We start from the raw sequence: 21,257 nt of genomic DNA, 5'->3' as shown, positions 1-21,257 counted from the left end.
AAGGAGGAGATCCAACTTGAAAATTAAGAAGGAAAGATTTCAGGAACACATCGAAACCTTAGCCGAAATCGGTAAAATCGGCGAAACAGGTGTATGCAGGCTTGCCCATTCTAAAGAAGATCGTGAGGCTGTTGATACCGTTCGTATTTGGATGGAAGAAGCCGGGTTGAACACACATATCGATGGTTTCGGAAATTTAGTCGGACGTCTGGATGGACGGGACCAAACGAAACCAATTCTTATGTTAGGATCACATATCGACTCCCAGCCGTATGGAGGACGGTTTGATGGAACATTGGGAGCTCTGGGTGCTATTGAAGTCGTACATACATTAAAGGAGGAAGGCATAACTCCTGAGCGTTCCATTGAAGTGGTTTGTTTCGCTGATGAAGAAGGGTCGCGTTTTAACAAAGGAGTTTTTGGTGTACGTGGACTCATCGGTCAACTCGAAGATGGTGAAATCAATCGCAAAGACAAAAACGGCATGACCCGTCTGGAAGCTTTAAGAGAATTCGGTGTGGAACCCGATCTTTCACAAAGCCCTGTTTATAAGCCTGGGGACATCAAAGCCTTTCTCGAGCTTCACATCGAGCAGGGACCGGTTCTCGAGTCAAAAAATAAACCTGTAGGAATTGTCTCGGCTATATCAGGCCCCATCTGGTTGACCGTCACACTTGAAGGTTTTGCCGGCCATGCAGGGTCTGTACCAATGAATTTGCGACAGGACGCATTTCTTGGTGCTTCGATCATCACAAAAGAGTTCAATGAACTGGTCCGCAAAGAAGGGACACCAAATACTGTCGGTACGGTCGGAAGTGTCCAAACGTTTCCGAACTCCCGCAACATCATCCCTGAAAAAGTCGAATTCACCATCGATTTACGTGACATCGACTTGGAAGCCCGTACTACTCTCGAAAAGAAGTTGTATGAAATCATTGAACGTACGAGTAAACAACTGAATCTCCAATACTCCATCACAGAAGATACGCGTAGTGATCCACGCTATTGCGCAGAATGGATCAAAGACATTATGAAAACGGAGGACGAAAAGCTGGGATATGATTCACCAACCTTGATGAGCGGACCTTTTCACGATGCCTTGTTCATGTCTTATATCAGTGATTATGGCATGATCTTTGTCCGTTGCGAAAAGGGAATCAGCCATAATCCGTTGGAATATGCCGAAATGGAAGATATGCAGCAAGGCGTCGAGCTTCTTTATCAAACGGCGTTGAGAATTGCTCAAACTTAGTCGGAGGGAATTCAAATGAAAGCGACCAAAGCATTTATCCACGGAGAGGTTCTGTCAGCTGACGAGTCAAGTACGGTACATGAAGCCCTCGCCATCAGAGGGAACCAAATACTAGAAGCCGGTCCTACTGAAAAAATAAAAGAACTGTGCAGCCACCAAACAGAAATTATTGATTTGAAGGGTAGGAGTTTACTTCCGGGCTTCAATGATGCACATGCCCACCTCGAGTTGTATGGCACGAACAAGCTGGGTGTAAACCTTAAGCACGAGGAAACCATCGATTCTATCCTGGACAGTCTCCGTGTGAGAGCAGAAGAAACATCTGCCGGCGAATGGGTGCGTGGATGGGGATTCAACCAAAATACTATCCAGGAGAAAAGACACCTTACAAAGTGGGATTTGGACAAAGTGTCCACTTCTCACCCAATTATTGTGGTTCGCACCTGCGGACATATTTCTTGTGTGAACAGCAAAGCCTTGGAAATAGCAGGGATCGATTACCGGACCCCGAATGCCCCGGCGGTTCCTACGATAGAAAAAAGAATAAGTTAACCGGATTATTACTGGAATCCGCTCATATGGAAATGTTTCAGCTTGCCGATTATTCAGAAACGGAAGTACGTCATGGACTTCAACTTGCTTCTGAAGACTTCATAAAAGCCGGAATCACAAGTGTCCACGATGCAGGGGGATATGGAACCAAACACATCCAGTACTTGTATAACGCTTCTCAGGAAGGAATAATCAAACAGCGGCTCTATGTTATGTATGGTTCTCTCCATGATTCCCCTTCTGTCGTGAAAGCCGGTATTGACAGTGGAAATTGTACAGGTCTCGGAGACCCATGGTTTAAAATCGGTCCTGCAAAAGTTTTCATTGATGGGAGCAGCAGCGGACCCACATGTAAAACGCGTGCTCCTTACACGAGCGACCCACAAGACTCGGGAATTCTTTACCTGAAACAAAAAGAGTTAGACCATCACCTTCTAAAGGCCTATGAAAATGGATGGCAGATCACGGCACATGCTATGGGGGATGAAGCAGTAGATATGATGCTGACCACTATTGAGCGAGCGCTCAATCAAATGAGGCGTCATGCGCACAGCCCCAGACTGGAACATGCAGGAATCACTCCCCCCGACCTGATTCAAAGAATGAAAGCGACTCAATCCATCCCGGTCCCGAATCCTGCTTTCATCTATGAGTTTGGTGATGGATACCTTAAAGACTATGGAGAAAGAGTTCATCACTTTTTCCCATTGAAAGCTTATACAGAGAATCAAATAGCCTTCGCTATTGGTTCAGACAGCCCTATTACCACTGTCCATCCACTGGTCGGTATACACGCTGCGGTCAATAGGAGGAGTAAGCTCGGAAAAGTGGTAGGTGCTGATCAATCAATTTCTGTCCAAGAAGCCGTAAGAGCGTATACATGGGGTGGGGCTTATGCAAGTGGAGATTCTCACTTAAAAGGAACAATTGAACAAGGAAAATTGGCTGATCTTGTAATTCTAGATACTTCCATATTGAGATGTCCCCTATCTAACCTGAAGGACATCCAAATCGATATGACCGTTCTAGATGGAGAGGTTGTCTATCAACATCATAAGGAGGGTGTTCATTGACTAAACAAAAGTTCGTTAAAATATATTGCCTGACCTTACTCGTTCCATTTTTACTACTTGTTTTCCCTTTATTCTCTATGGCCAACAGGGAAACACCGTTCATTATGGGTTTGCCCTTTTCCGTGTTTTGGGTGATTTTCTGGATCATCATAACATTCACGCTCATGTTATTTCTTTACAAAATCGATCCTGACAAAGACGAAAAGGAGGTCCATTAAATGTCCCAATGGCAGATTGCAATGATCATGATGATCGGGTACCTCATTATTGCATTATTCATCGGTGTATTAGCTGGCAGAAACCAGGATAAGAGCTCTTTGGAAGAGTTTACGACTGCGAAAGGAAACCTCGGTCTCTTCGTTATGTGGTTCTTGATGGGCGGTGCCGTGTTCAGCGCTTTCTCTTTCCTCGGTGCACCTGGTTGGGCCTTCTCCCGTGGGGCACCTGCCTTGTATATCATTACATACACAGCCTTCGCCATTCTTCCATGGTATATCATCGGACCAAAAATCGGAGCTATTGGCAGGAAACATAACATCTATACAGTTGCAGGATTCCTTCAACTCCGTTACAGCAGTCGTGTGATCGCCATGATCATCGGTGTTGTGGCATTACTAGCTTCCATTCAATATTTGGCGACCCAAATGAAAGGAATGGCTTATATTTTCAGCATTATGACTGAAGGACGAATTCCATTCTGGCTTGGTGCACTGCTTTCCTATGGAATCGTTGTTGTCTATGTCGCTACCGGTGGCCTGCGCGCAGCTGCCTGGTCTGATGTTTTTCAGGGGATCTTAATGATCGTTATCTCCTGGACAGTAGGGCTGACGATCGTCAACCAACTTCATGACAGTGTCCCTGATATGTTCCGTAATTTAACACAGGACAACCCGGGTTTCCTGCAAATTGGAGCGGAAGGTTCGACCATGTCGACCATGGCTTATACGACGACCATTCTCGTATCAACCATAGGCTTCCTGATGTGGCCGCATTTATTTTCTAAATCCTATGCTACAAAAGCAAGGACCATTAAGAAAACCGTTCTTGTCTATCCCGTGTTTGCCCTTTTCCTGATCCCCCTTTTATTTGTCGGCTTTTCTGCGGTCAACGTCATTTCAACCAACGAAATCGGGTCCCCGGATGAAATTCTCCCTTACCTGATAACCACAGTCCTCACACTGCCTGGCTGGGTATATGGACTTGTTGGTGCTGGAGCTCTGGCTGCAGCCATGAGTACGGCTGATGCCATTACTCACAGTGCTTCATTGGAATTCACGGACGGTTTCATTCGTAATGTAAAAAAAGATCTATCGTCAAAAGCAACGCTACTGACGATGCGTATAGGCGTATTTGCCATTGGTGGGTTGGCCTATTTCATTACGGTATTCGGCGGGCAAGGGTTAATCGCGCTTCTGTTGGGCGCCTACGGATCAATCGTTCAATTTGCTCCCGGCGTTTACGGGGCCCTTTATTCAAGGAAAATTACTGCCCCTGCAGTCATAACAGGTTTGATTTCAGGTACCGTTGTCAACTATTACTTCCAACTTATGGCTGATTCCACCCCGTTGGATATCAATCCAGGTATTCTAGGATTGATTGTCAACGTAGGACTTGTCGTTCTAATCAGCGGCTTCACTCAAGGAAAAGAAATGCCGATGGCAGAAGAATATAGAAAAGTAGGTTCTTAAATCAAGAGAATCTGGAATCTAATCGTCCTGCTAACGGATCAATGTTACATTCCCAACAAAAAAGCTCAGAGTCCAATACTCTGAGCTTTTTTATGATCATACCCATAAACCTCTAAAAGCCATAAACACCAGAACTATGACTAAGAAAAGGGCGATCATTTCAATTGGAAACTATGCTTCCGCTTAGCTGATGAAGAACCGCTCTTAAAGACCTGCATGCTGCACCCACGGGAAAGGTTTCTTCAACCGATTTCCACCTTGATCCAACCAGCATCCCCTGGAAAATCATTACGAGTGTATGGCCGGTTTTCCAGCCACTGCCGATACGCGGTCATCGTACCGTCATGGGTAACTATAAACAACCGTTTCTTGCCTTGTTGTTTACACCACTCCACCCATTCATTGGCGATTAGAGTGAAGTCCTCGTGAGAAATGCGGTTGATGCCTTCCTCCCCCCAACGGTCCCCATGGAGTTTTATTTCCGGAAACTTCTCCATGACTTGATGCTTACTCATTGTAAAATCACAAGGAAGGGTTTCCGCGCCGTTATTTTGAGGAAACATACGTGGACCTATGGATGAAGAAGCCGTCTTCTGACAATCAACGTCCCCGCTCCAAACGTCCATGGTTTGTAAGGTACGCAACGTAGGACTAACAATAATCACATCTTCACTGGACAATGGCCACACGCTTTGCAGCATCTCCGCTTGTTTTTTTCCCATAGATGTTAAACAAGGGTGAAGAATCTGTAATCCATCAGGCTTTACTGTATGTTCTCCCTGCCCATGTCTTATAAAGATCAGTTCCATAATTCTCCCCCTTTATCCATCCGCTGCCTTCACATTCTGCTCTCCAATAATGAATGTAAGGATATGTAACACGATCATATACAAACACGAGGACCCACTGAACAAGAGCAAAATCAACCAACCGTGTTCAAGATTTATTCCGATAACAACCTGGGAAACAAGGGATACGATTAGACCAGAAACGACATAAGCTGAAACCCTTGTACCCCAGCGATTTTCAGGAATAACCCTATCGATGAAAAAAGAGACAGGAATCCCAACTACTAGGAAAGCTGGAAGAGAATAGAGAAATACCAGACCTGAAATATCTCCCAATTCTTTAGTAAGCACGTTGAGCAACACAGCTAAGAGAATAGATGAAACGAAGGCCGTTAAAATTCTTGTCCCGATTTTTTTAATCATTGAACCCCTCCAAAAAACCATACACACACCACCATTCAACCTATGAATTACAAATATGGAAACAATACCCTGTTTGTTTCCAGCGTAACATAAGTTAAAAATGAATAAGAATTACTTGAATCGGCATAACCCTTTATCATGATCCACTCCACAGCTTCCGAAACACTTGCTCCTGAATGGCCGCATAACGTTTCCGGGTCAACAAACTGAAGAGGATATAAGCGAACAGACTTAAGAGGACAGGCAGGACGACTGTATGCATACCGAATGCTTGAGGTTTGAAGCTATGAAAAAGAATATAGCTCCCGACTCCGGTCACAATGGATGCTATCCCCCCCCCTGCGTTGCCATTTTTCCAATACAACCCCATAATCACCGGCCAAATAAAAGCCGCTTCGAGTCCTCCAAAAGCAAATAAATTCAGCCATATAAGAAGGTCAGGGGGCTGTACCGCCATGGCAAATACGAGCAATCCAATAACAGCGGTCACGAAGATACTGAGCCGTTTGACATTTTGATGACCCGCGTTTGGATTCACATAGTTCAAATAGACGTCCTTCACCACAGCTGAACTGACCAGCAGCAGTAAAGAATCCACCGTTGACATGATAGCAGCCATCGGTGCTGCAAGAACAATTCCTGCCAGCCATGAAGGCAGTACTTCCATCGCAATCCGCGGCATGACAGTATCACCAACCTCAATTCCAGGCAGGACCGGGCGTGCAAATACACCTGTCAAATGCATACCAAGCATAATCACTCCAACGACCGCAGTGCCGATAATCAGTGCCCGGTGCATCCCACGGGAACTTTTATAACTCATTGCACGGACGGCTACCTGTGGCAGACCCACGACACCAACACCGACGAGAATCCAAAAGGAGGAAACATAAGCGGGTGTCAATGAGCGGTCAGCCCCGTATGGAGAGATTAAATCCGGATTTTCTGCGGCAAGATCCGTCATGATATTCCCAATCCCTCCCCCGGCAATGATCGTCCCGATAAGAATGACCATCGTTCCGAAAAACATAATGGTCCCCTGCACCGTGTCCGTGATTGCGACCGCGCGGAATCCACCGATGATGACATAGACGAGGACGGATGCAGCAAAAATGAATAATGCGGTCGTATAGGAAAGTCCTGTAAATGTCTCAATCAATCGCGCGCCGCCTACCCATTGGGCGGCCATTGCGGAGAACAGGAAGATGATGATACTGCCGGCCGAAAGAAAGACGACCCACTTGCTTTGGTAACGTTCCTTCAAGAAGTCGACGAGCGTTACGGCACGGATCTTCCTTGCCATAATGGCAAATTTTTTCCCAAGCACGGACAGCACGAAATACCCCGTGGCTAATTGGGTCATGGAAAGCAGCACCCAGCCAAGACCAACCGAATAGGCAACGCCCGGGCCGCCGATGAAGCTGCTAGCACTCCCGTATGTTGCAACCATTGTCATCGCCAGAATAAAGCCTCCAAGCTGACGGCTCCCTAAGAAGTATTCCTGCAGAAAGTCTGCACTTGACTTTAAGTATTGCGAGGCGTAAAAGCCTATGAAGAAAATAATGACTAAAAATAATAACAGCGGTATGATGACACCCAAATTCATTGGCCATCCTCCTTATCGAGCGGTACTTCCTTGAAAAGGAACTTCACCGCTAAAATAACGAGGAGAAAAATGAATACAGTTACGACGATACAGCTATAGAAGAACCACGCTGGAAATCCGAAAATGTAGGTGTAATCTTTCACAGGTCCTGACCCGAGCCCATACGCAAACCCATACCAGAGAATGAAGTTCACAATAACGATAGAGACACCGATCAAGGCTTCTTTGTTCGCAATTTTATATCGCGGATCTTCTTTCCGCTTCTCTTGTCTCATTATAGATTCCCCCTTGCCGAACCAAACTTTATCTTTATCACGTTTCTTCCATGATGATTTCACTTTCCAAGCTTACCGAAAATCATCCCGTCTGTCTGCACCCTTTTTTCACAAAACCGTACTCCCTCCCCCATCCTAAGCATAAATTGTATAGGTTCAATTCAAATTTCACTGACTTAAAACAAGAAAGAACTAGTCGGTTGATTCCGACATGTAAAATGAGCATCAGGGGCTCCAGGAAAAGAATCGCTTTCCGTGGGGCGGGCGCTGAGCCTCCTCGGGTAAAACCCTGTTGGGTCTCAGCTGACCCGCACATCCCACAGGAGTCTCACCGTTTCCTTCCGCCCCTTTGCTGGAGTTAGTCTTTCGGAATCTCAGGTTATTATGTTTAAGTTAGTATGTTTTATTGAATATACAATGGATACGTTCCTCCTTATTGATGGTTCGAAAATCTTGCTTGCGTATATGGGTTCTGGGTAACTGCGAGACTCCTGTGGGAATAGAGTTCTAAGTGAGACCCCGGAGAGCGAATGCTCGAGAAGGCTCAACGGACTCCCACGGAAAGCGAGTGGTTTCCCAGAACCCATGCCCACCAAATATAGATTTTGGACCTTCTCCAATACCCTGAACAAAATTTTGTTGGCGATTTGGTCATCATGATGTAAAATGGGTATATTCATAGATACAGAGGGAGTGTTCTAGATGAGAAGACGCTCAGCCTTGATTATAGTCATCCTGCTTCTAAGTTTCTCCCTTCCGTTCACGACGGACGACAGTCACAGCGGCTATTTCAATGGCAAAGCTCAGGGAAGCACCATCCAGGAAACGACGCCCTCAAATGATGACCATACAGATCAAACATTTATCGTAGCAGCGATTTTGGGATTTTTATTCATCCTGCATTTATATCAGAACGTGACCGCAGGGGCCGGCCCGGCGTTCCGTAAACGCTTTTTCCTGAACCCTGTTTTCTATCAATCGAACTATGTGATCCACAACCTTTGATGTTGAACTTAAAAACCAACAATCAAAGGAGGAATTACCTATGCTATGGTTCAGAATGATTATGATTGGCATGTTTTCCGTAACCGCTTTGTCTCTTTTGTCGTATCAGGGGACTGAGATTTATCATGCATTCCTTGAATTTTTCAGTAAAAAATAACAACAACCCATACGCTCTTGGCGTATGGGTTTTCTTACGCTTGTTTTCATATGAAAAAGAGCACCTACACGGCGCTCTTTCTTGTTATTTATAGAGGAGGTTTAGTCGCTCTTCCTCTTCCTTTTTATCTAAGTATTCATAAAAACCGACTTGATTTCCCCAAGGATCTTCAAAAGTCCCCCATTTGACTGGAACCTCTTCCCGGGAATGAATCTCAAAATCTTCAACCTTCAATTCTTCCCTCATGGTTTTCTTTGTTTGTTCGATATCTGTGACTCCCAGTCGGAAAGGTCCACTACCTTCAGATGGCTTCCCTTCGGCAAGTTGCAGCCAGCAACCTGGGATAATTTCCCATTCTACAAATCCTTCATGAGGAATGAAATCAGGTTTTTTGCCAAGAAATTTCTCATACCAGGACTGCCCTTCCACAAGATTCGGAACTCGAATTTGGTTCGTCACTTCAAATAACATCTGGTTTCCTCCTTATATATTCGATTATAAACCACCTTCGTTCACAGGCGATGCCCTTCTTCCCTAGCCTTTCTAAACCCATAAAAAGAGCAATTCTCCTCCACTTGGAATCCGCATGATTCATAGAATCTGAAGTTATCTTGAGACGTGTGAGCAAACCAGTCTCCATGAGGCAATTTTTCCATACATAAAGTAATCAGCTTATGAGCAATCCCCTTATTACGGTAGGGCTCTGAAACGATTAAATCCATAATCGTCGCCATCATAATTTGATCAGAAACTACACGCACCATCGCGACCATCTTCTCTTCTTTCCATACTGTAAAGGCCCATGTCGAATTCTCGATAATGAGGGAGAATTTCTCATCCTGCCATTCTGGTCCACCTCGATGCCACCCCACTTCCTGAAACAGCCTTTTCACTTGTTCAGCAGGTACTCCACAGGTCCCTTCTCGAATCGTCAGACCATGAAAATATTGATACATGCGCTCACTTCTCTGGATAGGTCTCTTGCAAAAAGGAGACCGATTGCTCAATGAGTTCTTTCAATACATCTTCATTCACATCATCCACTTTATTTATATAGACACACGCTTTCCCACTTTTGTGCTTCCCGAGCCTTTCTAACAGCTCTTCCCGTTCAGGATCTCCAGTAGCGAAGTATAAACTGATTTTAGCTTTACGAGGAGAAAAACCTACTAGCGGGGCATCCCCTTCATGACCTGTTTTGTACTTGTAATGATAAGAGCCGAATCCGATGATGGACGCCCCCCACATTTTTGCTTCATATCCCGTCGTTTCTTTGAAAATATCCAGCAATCGGTACGCATCTTCTCGTTTTTTCGGGTGATCCACCTCCTCAATAAATGCCACCACACTGCGATCATTCGGTGTTGTTTTCTGTTCATATGCCATATCTTCCACCCTTTCTTCTTCAAACCCTACTCTTCTTTACTAGTTCCACTATCTGGCCGCCAATTCCTGTAAAAATGCCAAAGAAAAAAGGGAACCTTTCAGGAACCCTCCTCTCATTAATTGACGACACGTAAAACAGGTCTGCCACTTATTCTCCAGCTGTCATGTCTTCGATAATTCGTTGGACATCAAATTGGAGCAAATTTTGATCCTGTGCCCGGCCATCTTTCGTAAACTTCAACAAATTATTGAAAGACCGAGAAAATTCATTGAACGTTTCCAACAGACCATCCTCTAAATTTAATAAATCGCCCAAAACATATAGAAAGTATTATTATATATTTTGAAATCAAACCTTTCCTGAACTACTTTATATCCCATACCAAAAAAATAAACCTCCGGATGTGGAGGTTTATTTTGAGCTGCTGATTTCTTCATAAATTTCTGTCACCCAAAAATGGCGGGGAAAGACGAGAAGCGGCCAGTAATTCTGCCAATCTTTGGATGAATCTTTCTCAGTGGATGGTGGTTGAGCTGCTTGTTTTTTCACTTTTTCCAATGTGGTCGTATGAATAGTTTCGCCATCAGGATAACCGATGGAAATTTCTCCGGAAGCGTTCACTTCGGTCTCTACCTGGTGGTCTTTCAGGTGGGTATAAGGAATACTCTCCGGCACCTGGTAGTTTCCTTCCAACTCCGGGAATTCCTCCAAAGGTGCCAGCATCGACGTTTCATAATTTTCAAAGCCATAATCCAACAGCTTTTTCGTATCTTCATAAGAGCTGTCTTTTGTGGAACTTTTCATAGTGATCACAACCAAATCCATCCCGTCCCGTGTGGCACTTGTAGCCAGCGTAAATCCAGATTGGGGCACGAACCCTGTCTTGCCACCGGTTACACCTTCATAAGGATCCTCTCTGATAAGCCGGTGATGAGTATAAAGAATCGCGTCCCACTTCTCTCCATCCCAATCCAGAACTTCCAACCCATAAATCTCATTGAACGCCTCATTTTGCTGCGCATATCCCGTAATGACTGCTAAATCTTTCGCTGTTGTCTTGTGTTCAGAATCAAACAAGCCATGAGGATTTTTGAATGTTGTTTGTTGGACACCTACTTCTGCTTCAAGATATTCATTCAAATCTATAGCAAATTGTTCGACCGAACCACTTAAGTGCTCAGCAATCGCTACGCCGGCGTCATTGCCTGAATTCAAAAGAAGGCCTTGGATAAGCTGTTTTAATGTGGCTTGATCTCCTTCTTCAAGAAAAACACTGGAACCGCCTGTTTGATATGCTTTTTCACTTACCGTCACCATATCCTCCAGATTTCCATTTTCTATCGCATAGATGGCCGTCGCAATTTTGGTTAAACTAGCGGGGTACATCCTTGTCTCCGCATCTCTTCTCATAGAGAACTTTACCTGTTTTCGCTTCATAAACAACGGCCGATTCGCTATGAACTGAAGGCATATCCGGTTTTGAAACTGCCAGTGTTATCGTAGGAAATATTTGAATCACCGCCCAAACTACGGTGAAAATTAAAATTGTTTTTCTCAATTTGACGACTCCCTGTATACAATGATAGTTTTTATTCATACGCTCCGTTGAGCCATCTAACAGTATATACATAATTGTCGCAATTTGTTGAAAATCAACGTTTTTTTAAATGAATTGTAAACTCCCTGTAAACAACTTGGATATATTCTGAAGAGTTTCCAACAGATGTTTGTTCCCACTACAAGAATGATAATAGACAACACTTCCTGAATTACATTTTCCTGGTCGGTCAATTTTTACGGCTTATAAAAGGATTTATTTTCCCTCATCAGGCTGTTTTTTCATATCCATTATCACCCTGTTAACGGAGTGTTGAAACGACCATCCCAAAAAACAAACTTTATTCCCACGAAAAAAAGGCCTCATGTAGAGGCCTTTTTACAATCAGGATAAGGAACGGTTAAGAATATCCAGGACCGTTTCCCGGTTCATTTCTTTATAGGTTCCGACACCTGGTTTAACGAAAGTTTTTTCAACGATATCATCAAATGAGTCTGATCCGATATCATAATCCTGTAAACGGCTGGGCGCACCAATTGAATCCCAGAACCAGCGCAGCGCCTGGGCCCCTTCGCGTGCGGTTTCAACATCCGCCTTGCCTTCAGGATCGATACCGAAAACGTTGACGGCAAGCTGCTTCACCCGGATTGGGTCATCCTCCAGCACATGCTCCAGCCAATTCGGGAATAGAATAGCCAGACCTCCCCCATGCGGAATGTCATAAACAGCTGAGACGGCATGTTCGATACGATGAGTGGCCCAATCTCCCCCATCTGTGCCGTTCATCAACGTCCCATTGAAAGCGGTTGTGCTTAAATACATCATCGTTTCCCTATGTTCATAGGATTGCGGTTCCGCCACCAACTTCGGTCCGGTCTTAACTGCAGTCCGCAAGAGAGATTCGATGAATCCATCAATCATCGGGGTATTTGAAGTACGGTGAAAGTAATGTTCCAACGCATGAGACATACTATCGACAATTCCATAAACGGTCTGATCCCTTGGAACAGAGAACGTATACGATGGATCGAGAATGGAAAAATCCGGATAAACATGCGGAGACCCCCACCCTAACTTGTCCTTCGTTTCCCAGTTTGTGATAACAGATACAGCATTCATCTCAGACCCAGTTGCTGCGAGCGTCAATACCGTACCCAGAGGAAGAGCTGCTTCAATCGGGGTTTTCTGAGTGATCAAATCCCATACATCAGCTTCACTTACCGCTCCAGCTGCAATTGCCTTCGTGCAATCAATGACACTTCCTCCTCCAACCGCAAGAAGAAATTCGATCCCTTCTCGCTTACAAATTTCCACACCCTTCCGGACAGTGACAAGCCTTGGATTTGGATCTACACCAGACAGTTCATAAACTGCGGCTTTCAATTGTTCCAGTTGCTGCATCACATCATCGTAAACTCCATTACGTTTGATGCTTCCCCCGCCATAAACGACGAGCACCTTCGATCCAATGGTGATTTCATTGGCAATCTGCTCAACTTGTCCCTTCCCGAAGTAAAGCTTCGTAGGGTTATGTTGTAAGAAGTTATTCATCATTCCACCTCACCTTATTTTTAACTTTTCCATTGTATCATTCTAATTAACGGACCAGCGCCGGAAATGAATGATCGCCTCTATCAATATTTTTGATACCGCCTGCTACACCTTCCCATGGGTCTGTCTATCTGCTTGTAGAAACCTCAGCTGCCACCATAATTCGTTCAGTTTTAAATCATTGAGAGCGGGAATATTCCTCATATCTGAAGAAAAGGGGTTTTTGTGAAAATGTCACATTTTATTGAAGTCGATCACGACCGTCACATAGAATTATTTGTACAGGACATCGGGGATGGGCAGCCGATTGTTTTTGTACACGGCTGGCCGCTGAATCACAAAATGTTCGAATATCAAATGAACGAACTCCCCCAAAACGGGTATCGCTTCATCGGGATTGACTTGCGCGGGTTCGGAAAATCAGACAAGCCGGTATTCGGTTATGATTATGATACGCTTGCGCATGATGTAAAGACAGTAGTGGAGTACCTGCAACTCGAAAACTTCTATCTTGCAGGCTTTTCAATGGGAGGTCCCATTGCACTCCGCTATGCTTCAAAGTTCGCCAATAAGGAATTGGCTCAATTGATATTGGCTGGTCCTGCTGCTCCAAGCTTCACTCAGAAAGACACCTTTGCGCACGGCATGAAGCCAGGTGAAGTCGATGAGCTGATTGAAGGATTACAAAATGACCGCCCAGCAACATTGAAAGAGTTCGGTGAAGGCTTTTACCATACTGAAGTTTCTACACCTCTTAAAGAATGGTTTCACTCCCTCGGGCTGGAAGCGTCTGCCCACGCGACCATTGCATGTGCGGAATCTTTGAGGAATGAAGATCTGCGGGAAGAAGTAAAACAAATTGAGGTTCCCACGCTGTTGCTGCATGGTAAACATGATGAAATTTGTGAATATGCTTTTTCTGAGGCCTTAAATGATGCTATTCCTAACAGCACCCTCGTACCTTTTGAAAACAGTGGACACGGATTAGTGTATGATGAAAGAGAAAAGTTCAACCAAACACTTCTTGACTTATTGAAATAAAGAAAAGGAGAACCGCCGCTACAGGTTGGTTCTCCTTTTTTGATGGATGATGTTCATATAAAGGCTGAATTGGCGAATAAAAACTACGAAAACCACCCATAAATTCCCAATTCCTGCGAATCAGTCAACAATGGGGTTCCATAATAAAAAAGCCAGAAAGAGCGAGATCACACTCTTCCTGACTTTTATCTTATGCGATAACTACTTTCTTCGGGTTGGCCAGCTTTTGAATCAGTGGCAGGCGGGATAAATCCATGTTGCCTCCACTTAAGACGACGCCGCACTGTTCTTGTTCAAACGTGTCACATGTACGGAGAAGTCCAGCGAGGGCGGTACCCCCAGCGCCTTCAACGAGTGTTTTTTCACGTTCGAGCAGCATCATCATGGCTTTAGCGATTTCATGTTCCTCCACCGTTATCACTTGATCCACATATTTCTGGATGCACGTGTAGGTGAGTCGGCCTCTTTCCTTCACGGCAATTCCGTCAGCAATCGTTGATACGGAGGTCAGTTTTTCAGGTCCTTTTTTATACAAAGCGTTGTACGTGGAAGGGGCTTTCGCCGACTGGACACCGATGACTTTGATGTCTGGTTTCAACTGCTTCGCTGCAAAGGCGATTCCAGCAATCAGCCCGCCTCCTCCGATTGGCACGAACAATCGGTTCAGATCAGGTTGCTGCTGCAGCATTTCTACTGCAACCGTCGCTTGTCCTGCCATAACATCATAATCATCGAACGGGTGAAGAAAAGTGGCCCCCGTCCTTTCCTGCTCTTGCAAAGCCGCTTGATAGGCTTCCTGGAAAGACTCGCCGGTAAGAACAACTTTCGCTCCATACCCTTGCGTTGCTTCCACTTTTGCTCGCGGTGTCCCTTCCGGCATGAAGATTTGTGCCTGGATGCCACGCTTCGCTGCAGCGAGTGCTACTCCTTGAGCGTGATTCCCTGCCGAAGCGGCAAGCACGCCCCGAAAAGCTTCTTCTTCCGTTAGGCAGGAAACTTTGTAAGAAGCTCCCCGAACTTTGAAAGCACCTGTTTTCTGCTGATTCTCCATCTTCAAGTAAACGTGCTGACCGGTCTGATCATTGAAGGTCGTTGATGTTTGAAGGGGGGTGCGGTGCACCACCTCCTGCAATTGTTCCTGTGCATCCATTACTTTAGCCAGCGTTAAGAAATCCCCAACGTCTTCACTCCTTTGTTTTGTTTTTCGTACTGGTCGATTTTGTCTTCAAACGTCAAAGTGACGGCAATTTCATCCCAGCCATTTAGCAGCATTTCCTTGTGATAGGACTGGATGTCAAAAGCAACTTCCAGATCTCCGTCATCAATGGTCTGTTTTTCTAAATCGACCTTCAATTCATACGTTTGATTCGCAGCCTTTTCCATAAGCTGGTCAACAACAGGCTTCGGCAACTGAACTGGAAGTATTCCATTTTTGAAGCAGTTGTTGTAAAAAATGTCGGCGAAACTCGGGGCGATGACCACCTTGAATCCATAGTCCTGGATCGCCCATGGTGCGTGTTCCCTGGAGGAACCGCACCCGAAGTTTTCACCGCCGACAAGAACCGAAGCTCCATCATACTTCGGATCATTCAATGAGAAATCGTCACGTAATGTGCCATCCTCATTGAAACGCCAGTTGTAGAAGAGAAACTGGCCAAACCCCTGCCGTTCAATCCTTTTCAGAAATTGTTTCGGAATGATCTGGTCGGTATCGACGTTCGATCGATCCAATGGGTAAACCAGACCTTTGTGTGTTCTAATTGGCTCCATCTGCTCACCCTCCTACTGTACTGGCATATTTTCTCACATCTACGAAATGACCTTCCAAAGCAGCAGCTGCTGCCATCTCCGGACTGACGAGATGGGTACGGGCTCCATTCCCCTGGCGCCCCTCGAAGTTTCGATTGGAAGTGGAAGCACAGCGCTCTCCCGGAGGAACGATATCATCGTTCATCGCCAGACACATGCTGCATCCGGCATCGCGCCATTCGAACCCTGCGGTCAGGAAAATGGTATCCAATCCTTCTGCTTCTGCTGCATCTTTCACAGATTTAGAACCCGGTACGACTAGTGCTCTTACCCCTTCATGGACACGCGCACCACGAACGATTTCAGCGGCTTTACGCAAATCACTCAATCTGGAATTTGTACAGGAGCCGATGAAAACATGTTCCACAGGGATGGATTCAATGCTCTGGTTCGGCTCAAGGCCCATATACTCAATGGCCCGCTCAATCCCATCACGATCATCTTTCACGGAATCAGGAGCCGGAACCCGCCCGCCCACAGGAACACAATGGGATGGGTTGGTCCCCCATGTGACCTGTGGTTCAATCTCATCCGCATGCATCGTAAGGGTCTGATCATAGGCAGCCCCTTCATCTGAAGCTAGAGCAAGCCACTGTTCAGCTGCTTCGTCAAAATCTTTTCCTTCCGGCACATAGCGTTTGCCTCGCATGTAATCAATGGTCGTTGCATCAGGACTGATCAAACCAGCTCTTGCTCCTGCTTCGATGGACATGTTGCATACAGTCATACGTTCCTCCATTGAAAGGCTTCGGACCGCTTCACCGGTGTATTCGATCACGTGACCTGTACCGAAACGCACGCCGTATTTCCCTATGATGGCAAGGATCAAATCTTTAGCGGTGACGCCTGTTCCAAGCACCCCATCGACATTAACTTGGAGGGTTTTCGGAGGTGCCTGCCATAAAGATTGAGTAGCAAGTACGTGCTCAACTTCACTCGTACCTATTCCGAAAGCAAGGGCTCCAAAAGCTCCATGGGTGGAAGTATGGCTATCCCCACAGACGATTGTTTTTCCGGGCTGAGTCAAACCAAGCTCCGGACCGATGACGTGGACAATTCCCTGATCCGGATGATTAATGTCTGCCAGACGAACACCGAACTCTTCACAATTCGCTTTCAATGTTTCCATCTGCTTTTTGGAAACTTCATCTTTTATGACATGTCGATGGATCGTAGGGACATTATGATCCATCGTAGCGTACGTCCGATCAGGTCTTCTCACTTTCCTCCCGGCCATCCTTAACCCTTCAAATGCCTGGGGAGAGGTCACCTCATGAATCAAATGCAAGTCGATATAGAGGAGATTCGGCTTCCCTTCTTCTTCATGGACGACATGCTGATCCCAAATTTTTTCTACAATGGTTTTTGGTTGACTCATTCCGTTCCGCTCCCTTCCTATTTATACGTAGCAACGCATGATATTTTCTGTTGTATCACTCGTGTTGATCTGATCAACCACTCTTCGTGCCAGTTCACTTCCGCTCACAACTGTCCCTCCGACGAGATCGATGTCTGCTGTGTGATACCCTTCATCCAATACTTCCTGGACAGCGGCTTCCACTTGTTCCGCTTCTTCTTCCATACCGAACGAATGCTTTAACATCATAGCTACAGATAAAATACTAGCTAGAGGATTCGCTTTATCCAAACCAGCGATATCAGGCGCAGAACCGTGGACGGGTTCATAAAGTCCAACCCCTGTTTCGTTTAAGCTGGCAGACGGAAGCATTCCAAGTGATCCTGTCAGAACCGATGCTTCGTCACTCAAGATGTCCCCGAACATGTTCTCTGTTACGATGACATCGAAATAGGCAGGGTTCGTTACAAGCTTCATAGCTGCTGCATCCACGAGCATATGTTCAACTTTCACATCTGGATGCTGGTTTTTTTTCTCTTCCACGACCTCTCTCCACATGCGGCTCGATTCAAGTACATTCGCTTTATCAACAGAAGTGAGATGCTTCTTCCGCACCTTGGCACTCTGGAAAGCCTGCTCAACGATTCGCTCAATTTCACTACGTTCATACGCTAGTGTGTCTACAACAGAGTTTCCGTTGTTGCGACGTTCCCTTGGTTCACCAAAGTACAAGCCACCGGTCAGCTCTCGTACGATCAGAAGATCACTAGTAGCAACAACTTCCTGTTTTAAAGGTGATGCATGGAGCAACTGTTGAAAAGCTTTGACTGGGCGGAGATTCGCAAATAAACCGAGCTGTTTGCGTATGCCGAGCAGCCCTTTCTCCGGCCGCATATGACCAGGAAGCTGATCCCACTTCGGACCGCCGACTGCTCCTAAGAAAATAGCATCCGCCTTTTTAGCCGCTTCGACCGTATCTTCCGGCAGGGGCGTTTCATGATTGTCGATCGCCACTCCTCCAATATCATGATTTTCGAAGGTAAACGTATGTTGAAATCGATCCGCCACCGACTGCAACACTTGTTTGGCAGCCTTCGTCACTTCGGGTCCAATTCCATCTCCCGGTAAAAGTACGATATGTTTTTCCATGTGCATCCCCCTTTAGTTATACTTGTACTTTTTGAATGTTTTCCAATTTACTTCTATATAGTGTTCGGTTCACAGCATTCAAAAAAGCGTGAGCAGAGGCTTCCAACACATCCTGCGCAGAGCCGCGGCCAGATGCTTTAACCCCATCAACGGTCAATTGAACATGAACCTCTGCCAGTGCATCGCGCCCTTTACCGATCGAGCTCAACTGATAGTCCTGCAGATGAACATCGGCATCAATCAGGTCATCAAGCGTATTATAGATCGCTTCAACACTTCCTTCACCGGTATTGGCTTTTTCCACTTCTTCCCCATCAGGTCGAGTCAGAAGAACAGTCGCTGTCGGACGGTTGATGCTGCCATACTGGACTTGGAAAGCTTTCAACTCGTATTTAGGCTGATCTTCGTTTTCAGTTTGAGTGTCTGTCAAAATGGCGAATAGGTCATCATCCGTGACTTCTTTCTTTTTCCCGGTAAGGGTCTTAAAGGATTCGAACGCTTCTTTTAATTTGCTTTCATTAAGATTAAAACCAAGCTCTTCCGCTTTTTGTGTAAAAGCATGTCGGCCGGAATGTTTCCCCAACACCATTCGATTGGAATCGATGCCAACCATCGCTGGTGTTATAATTTCGTACGTCGTCGACTCTTTCAGCATTCCGTCCTGATGAATTCCTGATTCATGGGCAAAAGCGTTACGACCAACGACTGCTTTGTTGCCTGGAACCTGCATTCCTGTAAGGCGGCTGACAAGGTCACTCGTCCGTTTAATCTCTTTCAGAACAAGACCTGTTTCAAAATCAAAACGATCTTGTCGGATTTTCAAAGCGACAGCGATTTCTTCGAGGGCTGCGTTTCCAGCCCTTTCGCCGATCCCGTTGATTGTCCCTTCAATTTGTCTCGCTCCGCTTTCAATAGCAGCCAGGGAATTGCTTACGGCCATGCCCAAATCATCATGATTGTGTGTAGACAAAACCGCCTGATCGATATTTGGCACGTTCTCTTTTACATATCGGAAGAGCCTTCCAATTTCATCAGGTGTTGTGAAGCCCACTGTATCCGGAAGGTTGATGACACTTGCTCCTGCATCAATCACTTTTTCAATGATATGCACAAGAAACTCTTGATCGGAACGAAGCGCATCCTCCGCGGAAAACTGGACGTATGGGAATTTCTCTTTTGCATAGGCAACCATCTCTACCGCTTTCTGGACGACCTCATCCGGAGTTTTCTTCAATTTATGAGTCATGTGGATCGGTGAAGTAGCAATGAAAACGTGAAGCCTCGGCTCTGCCCCGCCCTTCAAAGCTTCCCATGCGATGTCGATGTCACGTTTATTCGCTCGCGCTAAGCCTGTAACGGAACAACCGCGTATCGTGTCGGCAATTTCTTTGACGGCTTCAAAATCAGCTTGGGAGGAAGCAGGAAAACCTGCCTCCATAATATCCACCCCTAAGCGTTCCAACTGTTTGGCAATCTCCACTTTCTCCAAACGATTCAAATTTACCCCTGCGGATTGTTCCCCGTCTCTCAATGTCGTATCGAAGACGTTAACGTGAGCCATGTGTGACCACATCCTTTTCTTTGGATTGGGATTTCTTGACGAACGGCATCAGTTCACGGAGCTCTCTACCCACCTTCTCGATTTGATGGTTGTTTTCACGGGAGTTGATCGCATTGAACTCCGGACGATTCACCTGGTTTTCAAGGATCCATCCTTTGGCGAACTTCCCTGTCTGAATGTCAGTCAGTACATCTTTCATCCGAGCTTTTGTACTTTCATCAACCACTCGTGGCCCGGATACAAAGTCACCCCATTGAGCTGTGTCGGAAATGGAATAACGCATGCCTTCCAGTCCACCTTCGTACATCAGATCAACGATCAATTTCAGCTCATGCATACATTCGAAGTAGGCCACTTCCGGCTGATATCCAGCTTCTGTCAATGTTTCAAAACCGGCTTTCACCAGGCTAGTTAGTCCTCCGCAAAGTACAGCCTGTTCACCAAAAAGGTCGGTTTCTGTTTCTTCCTGGAAGGATGTTTCAAGGACTCCGGCACGACCGCCGCCTATTCCTTTCGCATAAGCAAGGGCGACCTCTTTTGCTTCGCCTGTCACGTCCTGTTCAACTCCGATCAGAGCGGGTACACCAGCGCCTTCTTCAAAGGTGCGACGGACGAGGTGACCAGGGCCTTTTGGAGCGACAAGGAATACATCTACGTCAGATGGAGGGACCACTTGATTGAAATGAACGTTGAATCCGTGAGCGAAGGCAAGAGCTGCACCGGATTTCAAATTCGGTTTGATGGACTCTTCATAGACTTTCGGTTGGTGTTCATCCGGGAGAAGAACCATAACCACATCAGATTCTGCGACAGCATCGGCAACACTTTTCACTTCAAGTCCATCCTGTTCCGCTTTATCCCATGACTTCCCTTTACGTAGACCTACGACAACGTTATGTCCGCTTTCCTTCAAGTTTTGAGCATGGGCGTGACCTTGGGATCCATATCCTACAACTGCTACCTTCTTATTTTTCAGGACCTCATCTTTGATATCGTTGTGATAGTATACGTGTGCCATTTTTACA

General features: G+C 45.8%; 21 protein-coding genes and 1 pseudogene. 6 read left to right on the top strand and 16 right to left on the bottom strand.

Going from position 1 to position 21,257, the window contains the following annotated elements; all coding sequences use genetic code 11:
• Window positions 1-16 precede the first annotated feature (16 nt).
• From ACXADE_RS06395 to ACXADE_RS06380, 4 genes and pseudogenes are all read left to right on the top strand, one after another.
• Window positions 17-1,252 (top strand): M20 family metallo-hydrolase, encoded by a 1,236-nt coding sequence (locus ACXADE_RS06395; protein WP_474979648.1) that lies wholly within the window; start codon window positions 17-19, stop codon window positions 1,250-1,252.
• A 15-nt stretch (window positions 1,253-1,267) separates the two neighbouring features.
• Window positions 1,268-2,877 (top strand): annotated as a pseudogene (locus ACXADE_RS06390) (amidohydrolase).
• Window positions 2,874-3,095, top strand: a complete 222-nt coding sequence (locus ACXADE_RS06385) for a DUF3311 domain-containing protein (protein WP_474979647.1) — start codon at window positions 2,874-2,876, stop codon at window positions 3,093-3,095. Before ACXADE_RS06390 ends, ACXADE_RS06385 begins: the two are co-directional and overlap by 4 nt.
• Window positions 3,096-4,565 carry a sodium:solute symporter family protein gene (locus ACXADE_RS06380; protein WP_474979646.1) on the top strand — a complete coding sequence of 490 codons (1,470 nt, stop codon included), beginning with the start codon at window positions 3,096-3,098 and terminating at the stop codon, window positions 4,563-4,565.
• 242 nt (window positions 4,566-4,807) lie between these two features.
• Here ACXADE_RS06380 and ACXADE_RS06375 read toward each other — a convergent pair whose 3' ends face one another.
• The 4 genes from ACXADE_RS06375 to ACXADE_RS06360 all read right to left on the bottom strand — a co-directional run bounded on the left by ACXADE_RS06375 (window position 4,808) and on the right by ACXADE_RS06360 (window position 7,657).
• Window positions 4,808-5,374, bottom strand: coding sequence for a histidine phosphatase family protein (locus tag ACXADE_RS06375; protein WP_474979645.1), 567 nt, complete (start codon window positions 5,372-5,374; stop codon window positions 4,808-4,810).
• Between the two features lie 12 nt (window positions 5,375-5,386).
• Window positions 5,387-5,776, bottom strand: a complete 390-nt coding sequence (locus ACXADE_RS06370) for a hypothetical protein (RefSeq protein ID WP_474979644.1) — start codon at window positions 5,774-5,776, stop codon at window positions 5,387-5,389.
• Between the two features lie 136 nt (window positions 5,777-5,912).
• Complete coding sequence (panF, locus tag ACXADE_RS06365) at window positions 5,913-7,382, bottom strand: sodium/pantothenate symporter (protein ID WP_474979643.1); 1,470 nt, start codon at window positions 7,380-7,382, stop codon at window positions 5,913-5,915.
• On the bottom strand, window positions 7,379-7,657 hold the full coding sequence (locus tag ACXADE_RS06360; RefSeq protein ID WP_474979642.1) for a YhdT family protein: 279 nt from the start codon (window positions 7,655-7,657) through the stop codon (window positions 7,379-7,381). Before ACXADE_RS06360 ends, panF begins: the two co-directional genes overlap by 4 nt.
• Before the next feature lie 702 nt (window positions 7,658-8,359).
• On the opposite strand from ACXADE_RS06360, the gene ACXADE_RS06355 reads away from it, so the two are divergent.
• A complete protein-coding gene (locus ACXADE_RS06355; protein ID WP_474979641.1) occupies window positions 8,360-8,662 on the top strand; it encodes a hypothetical protein in 303 nt (100 codons plus the stop codon).
• Between the two features lie 241 nt (window positions 8,663-8,903).
• Here the strand turns inward: ACXADE_RS06355 and ACXADE_RS06350 are convergent, their stop codons facing one another.
• From ACXADE_RS06350 to ACXADE_RS06325, 6 genes are all read right to left on the bottom strand, one after another.
• Window positions 8,904-9,290, bottom strand: coding sequence for a VOC family protein (locus ACXADE_RS06350; protein ID WP_474979640.1), 387 nt, complete (start codon window positions 9,288-9,290; stop codon window positions 8,904-8,906).
• A 41-nt stretch (window positions 9,291-9,331) separates the two neighbouring features.
• On the bottom strand, window positions 9,332-9,775 hold the full coding sequence (locus ACXADE_RS06345) for a GNAT family N-acetyltransferase (RefSeq protein ID WP_474979639.1): 444 nt from the start codon (window positions 9,773-9,775) through the stop codon (window positions 9,332-9,334).
• Window positions 9,776-9,779: 4 nt separating this feature from the next.
• On the bottom strand, window positions 9,780-10,205 hold the full coding sequence (locus ACXADE_RS06340) for a DUF1801 domain-containing protein (RefSeq protein ID WP_474979638.1): 426 nt from the start codon (window positions 10,203-10,205) through the stop codon (window positions 9,780-9,782).
• A gap of 148 nt (window positions 10,206-10,353) precedes the next feature.
• A complete protein-coding gene (locus tag ACXADE_RS06335) occupies window positions 10,354-10,488 on the bottom strand; it encodes a hypothetical protein (RefSeq protein WP_474979637.1) in 135 nt (44 codons plus the stop codon).
• Between the two features lie 129 nt (window positions 10,489-10,617).
• Complete coding sequence (locus ACXADE_RS06330) at window positions 10,618-11,616, bottom strand: D-alanyl-D-alanine carboxypeptidase family protein (RefSeq protein WP_474979636.1); 999 nt, start codon at window positions 11,614-11,616, stop codon at window positions 10,618-10,620.
• Window positions 11,617-12,148: 532 nt separating this feature from the next.
• Window positions 12,149-13,315: an iron-containing alcohol dehydrogenase gene (locus tag ACXADE_RS06325; RefSeq protein WP_474979635.1), complete on the bottom strand. Its 1,167-nt coding sequence runs from the start codon at window positions 13,313-13,315 to the stop codon at window positions 12,149-12,151.
• A gap of 231 nt (window positions 13,316-13,546) precedes the next feature.
• Between ACXADE_RS06325 and ACXADE_RS06320 the strand changes: the two genes are divergently transcribed.
• Window positions 13,547-14,356 (top strand): alpha/beta fold hydrolase, encoded by an 810-nt coding sequence (locus ACXADE_RS06320; RefSeq protein WP_474979634.1) that lies wholly within the window; start codon window positions 13,547-13,549, stop codon window positions 14,354-14,356.
• Between the two features lie 190 nt (window positions 14,357-14,546).
• On the opposite strand, the gene ilvA is transcribed toward ACXADE_RS06320, so the two are convergent.
• Genes ilvA through ilvC form a run of 6 tightly spaced genes read right to left on the bottom strand, consistent with a single transcriptional unit; the run spans window position 14,547 to window position 21,250 of the window.
• The gene (gene ilvA, locus ACXADE_RS06315) at window positions 14,547-15,506 is read right to left on the bottom strand and encodes a threonine ammonia-lyase (protein WP_474979633.1); all 960 of its coding nucleotides are present in this window, start codon (window positions 15,504-15,506) and stop codon (window positions 14,547-14,549) included.
• Window positions 15,507-15,520: 14 nt separating this feature from the next.
• Window positions 15,521-16,126, bottom strand: a complete 606-nt coding sequence (gene leuD, locus ACXADE_RS06310) for a 3-isopropylmalate dehydratase small subunit (protein ID WP_474979632.1) — start codon at window positions 16,124-16,126, stop codon at window positions 15,521-15,523.
• A gap of 4 nt (window positions 16,127-16,130) precedes the next feature.
• Window positions 16,131-17,543, bottom strand: a complete 1,413-nt coding sequence (gene leuC / locus ACXADE_RS06305) for a 3-isopropylmalate dehydratase large subunit (RefSeq protein WP_474979631.1) — start codon at window positions 17,541-17,543, stop codon at window positions 16,131-16,133.
• A 21-nt stretch (window positions 17,544-17,564) separates the two neighbouring features.
• Window positions 17,565-18,671 (bottom strand): 3-isopropylmalate dehydrogenase, encoded by a 1,107-nt coding sequence (gene leuB, locus ACXADE_RS06300; protein WP_474979630.1) that lies wholly within the window; start codon window positions 18,669-18,671, stop codon window positions 17,565-17,567.
• A 16-nt stretch (window positions 18,672-18,687) separates the two neighbouring features.
• Window positions 18,688-20,232, bottom strand: a complete 1,545-nt coding sequence (locus ACXADE_RS06295; protein ID WP_474979629.1) for a 2-isopropylmalate synthase — start codon at window positions 20,230-20,232, stop codon at window positions 18,688-18,690.
• Window positions 20,219-21,250 carry a ketol-acid reductoisomerase gene (gene ilvC / locus ACXADE_RS06290; RefSeq protein WP_474979628.1) on the bottom strand — a complete coding sequence of 344 codons (1,032 nt, stop codon included), beginning with the start codon at window positions 21,248-21,250 and terminating at the stop codon, window positions 20,219-20,221. The genes ACXADE_RS06295 and ilvC overlap by 14 nt, the downstream gene beginning before the upstream one ends.
• Between the last annotated feature and the right edge of the window lie 7 nt (window positions 21,251-21,257).

The organism is Halobacillus sp. ABR2_026, from assembly GCF_056158545.1.
The sequence above is the reverse complement of the archived record's forward strand: the minus strand, read 5'-3'. Positions and strand labels throughout refer to the sequence as shown.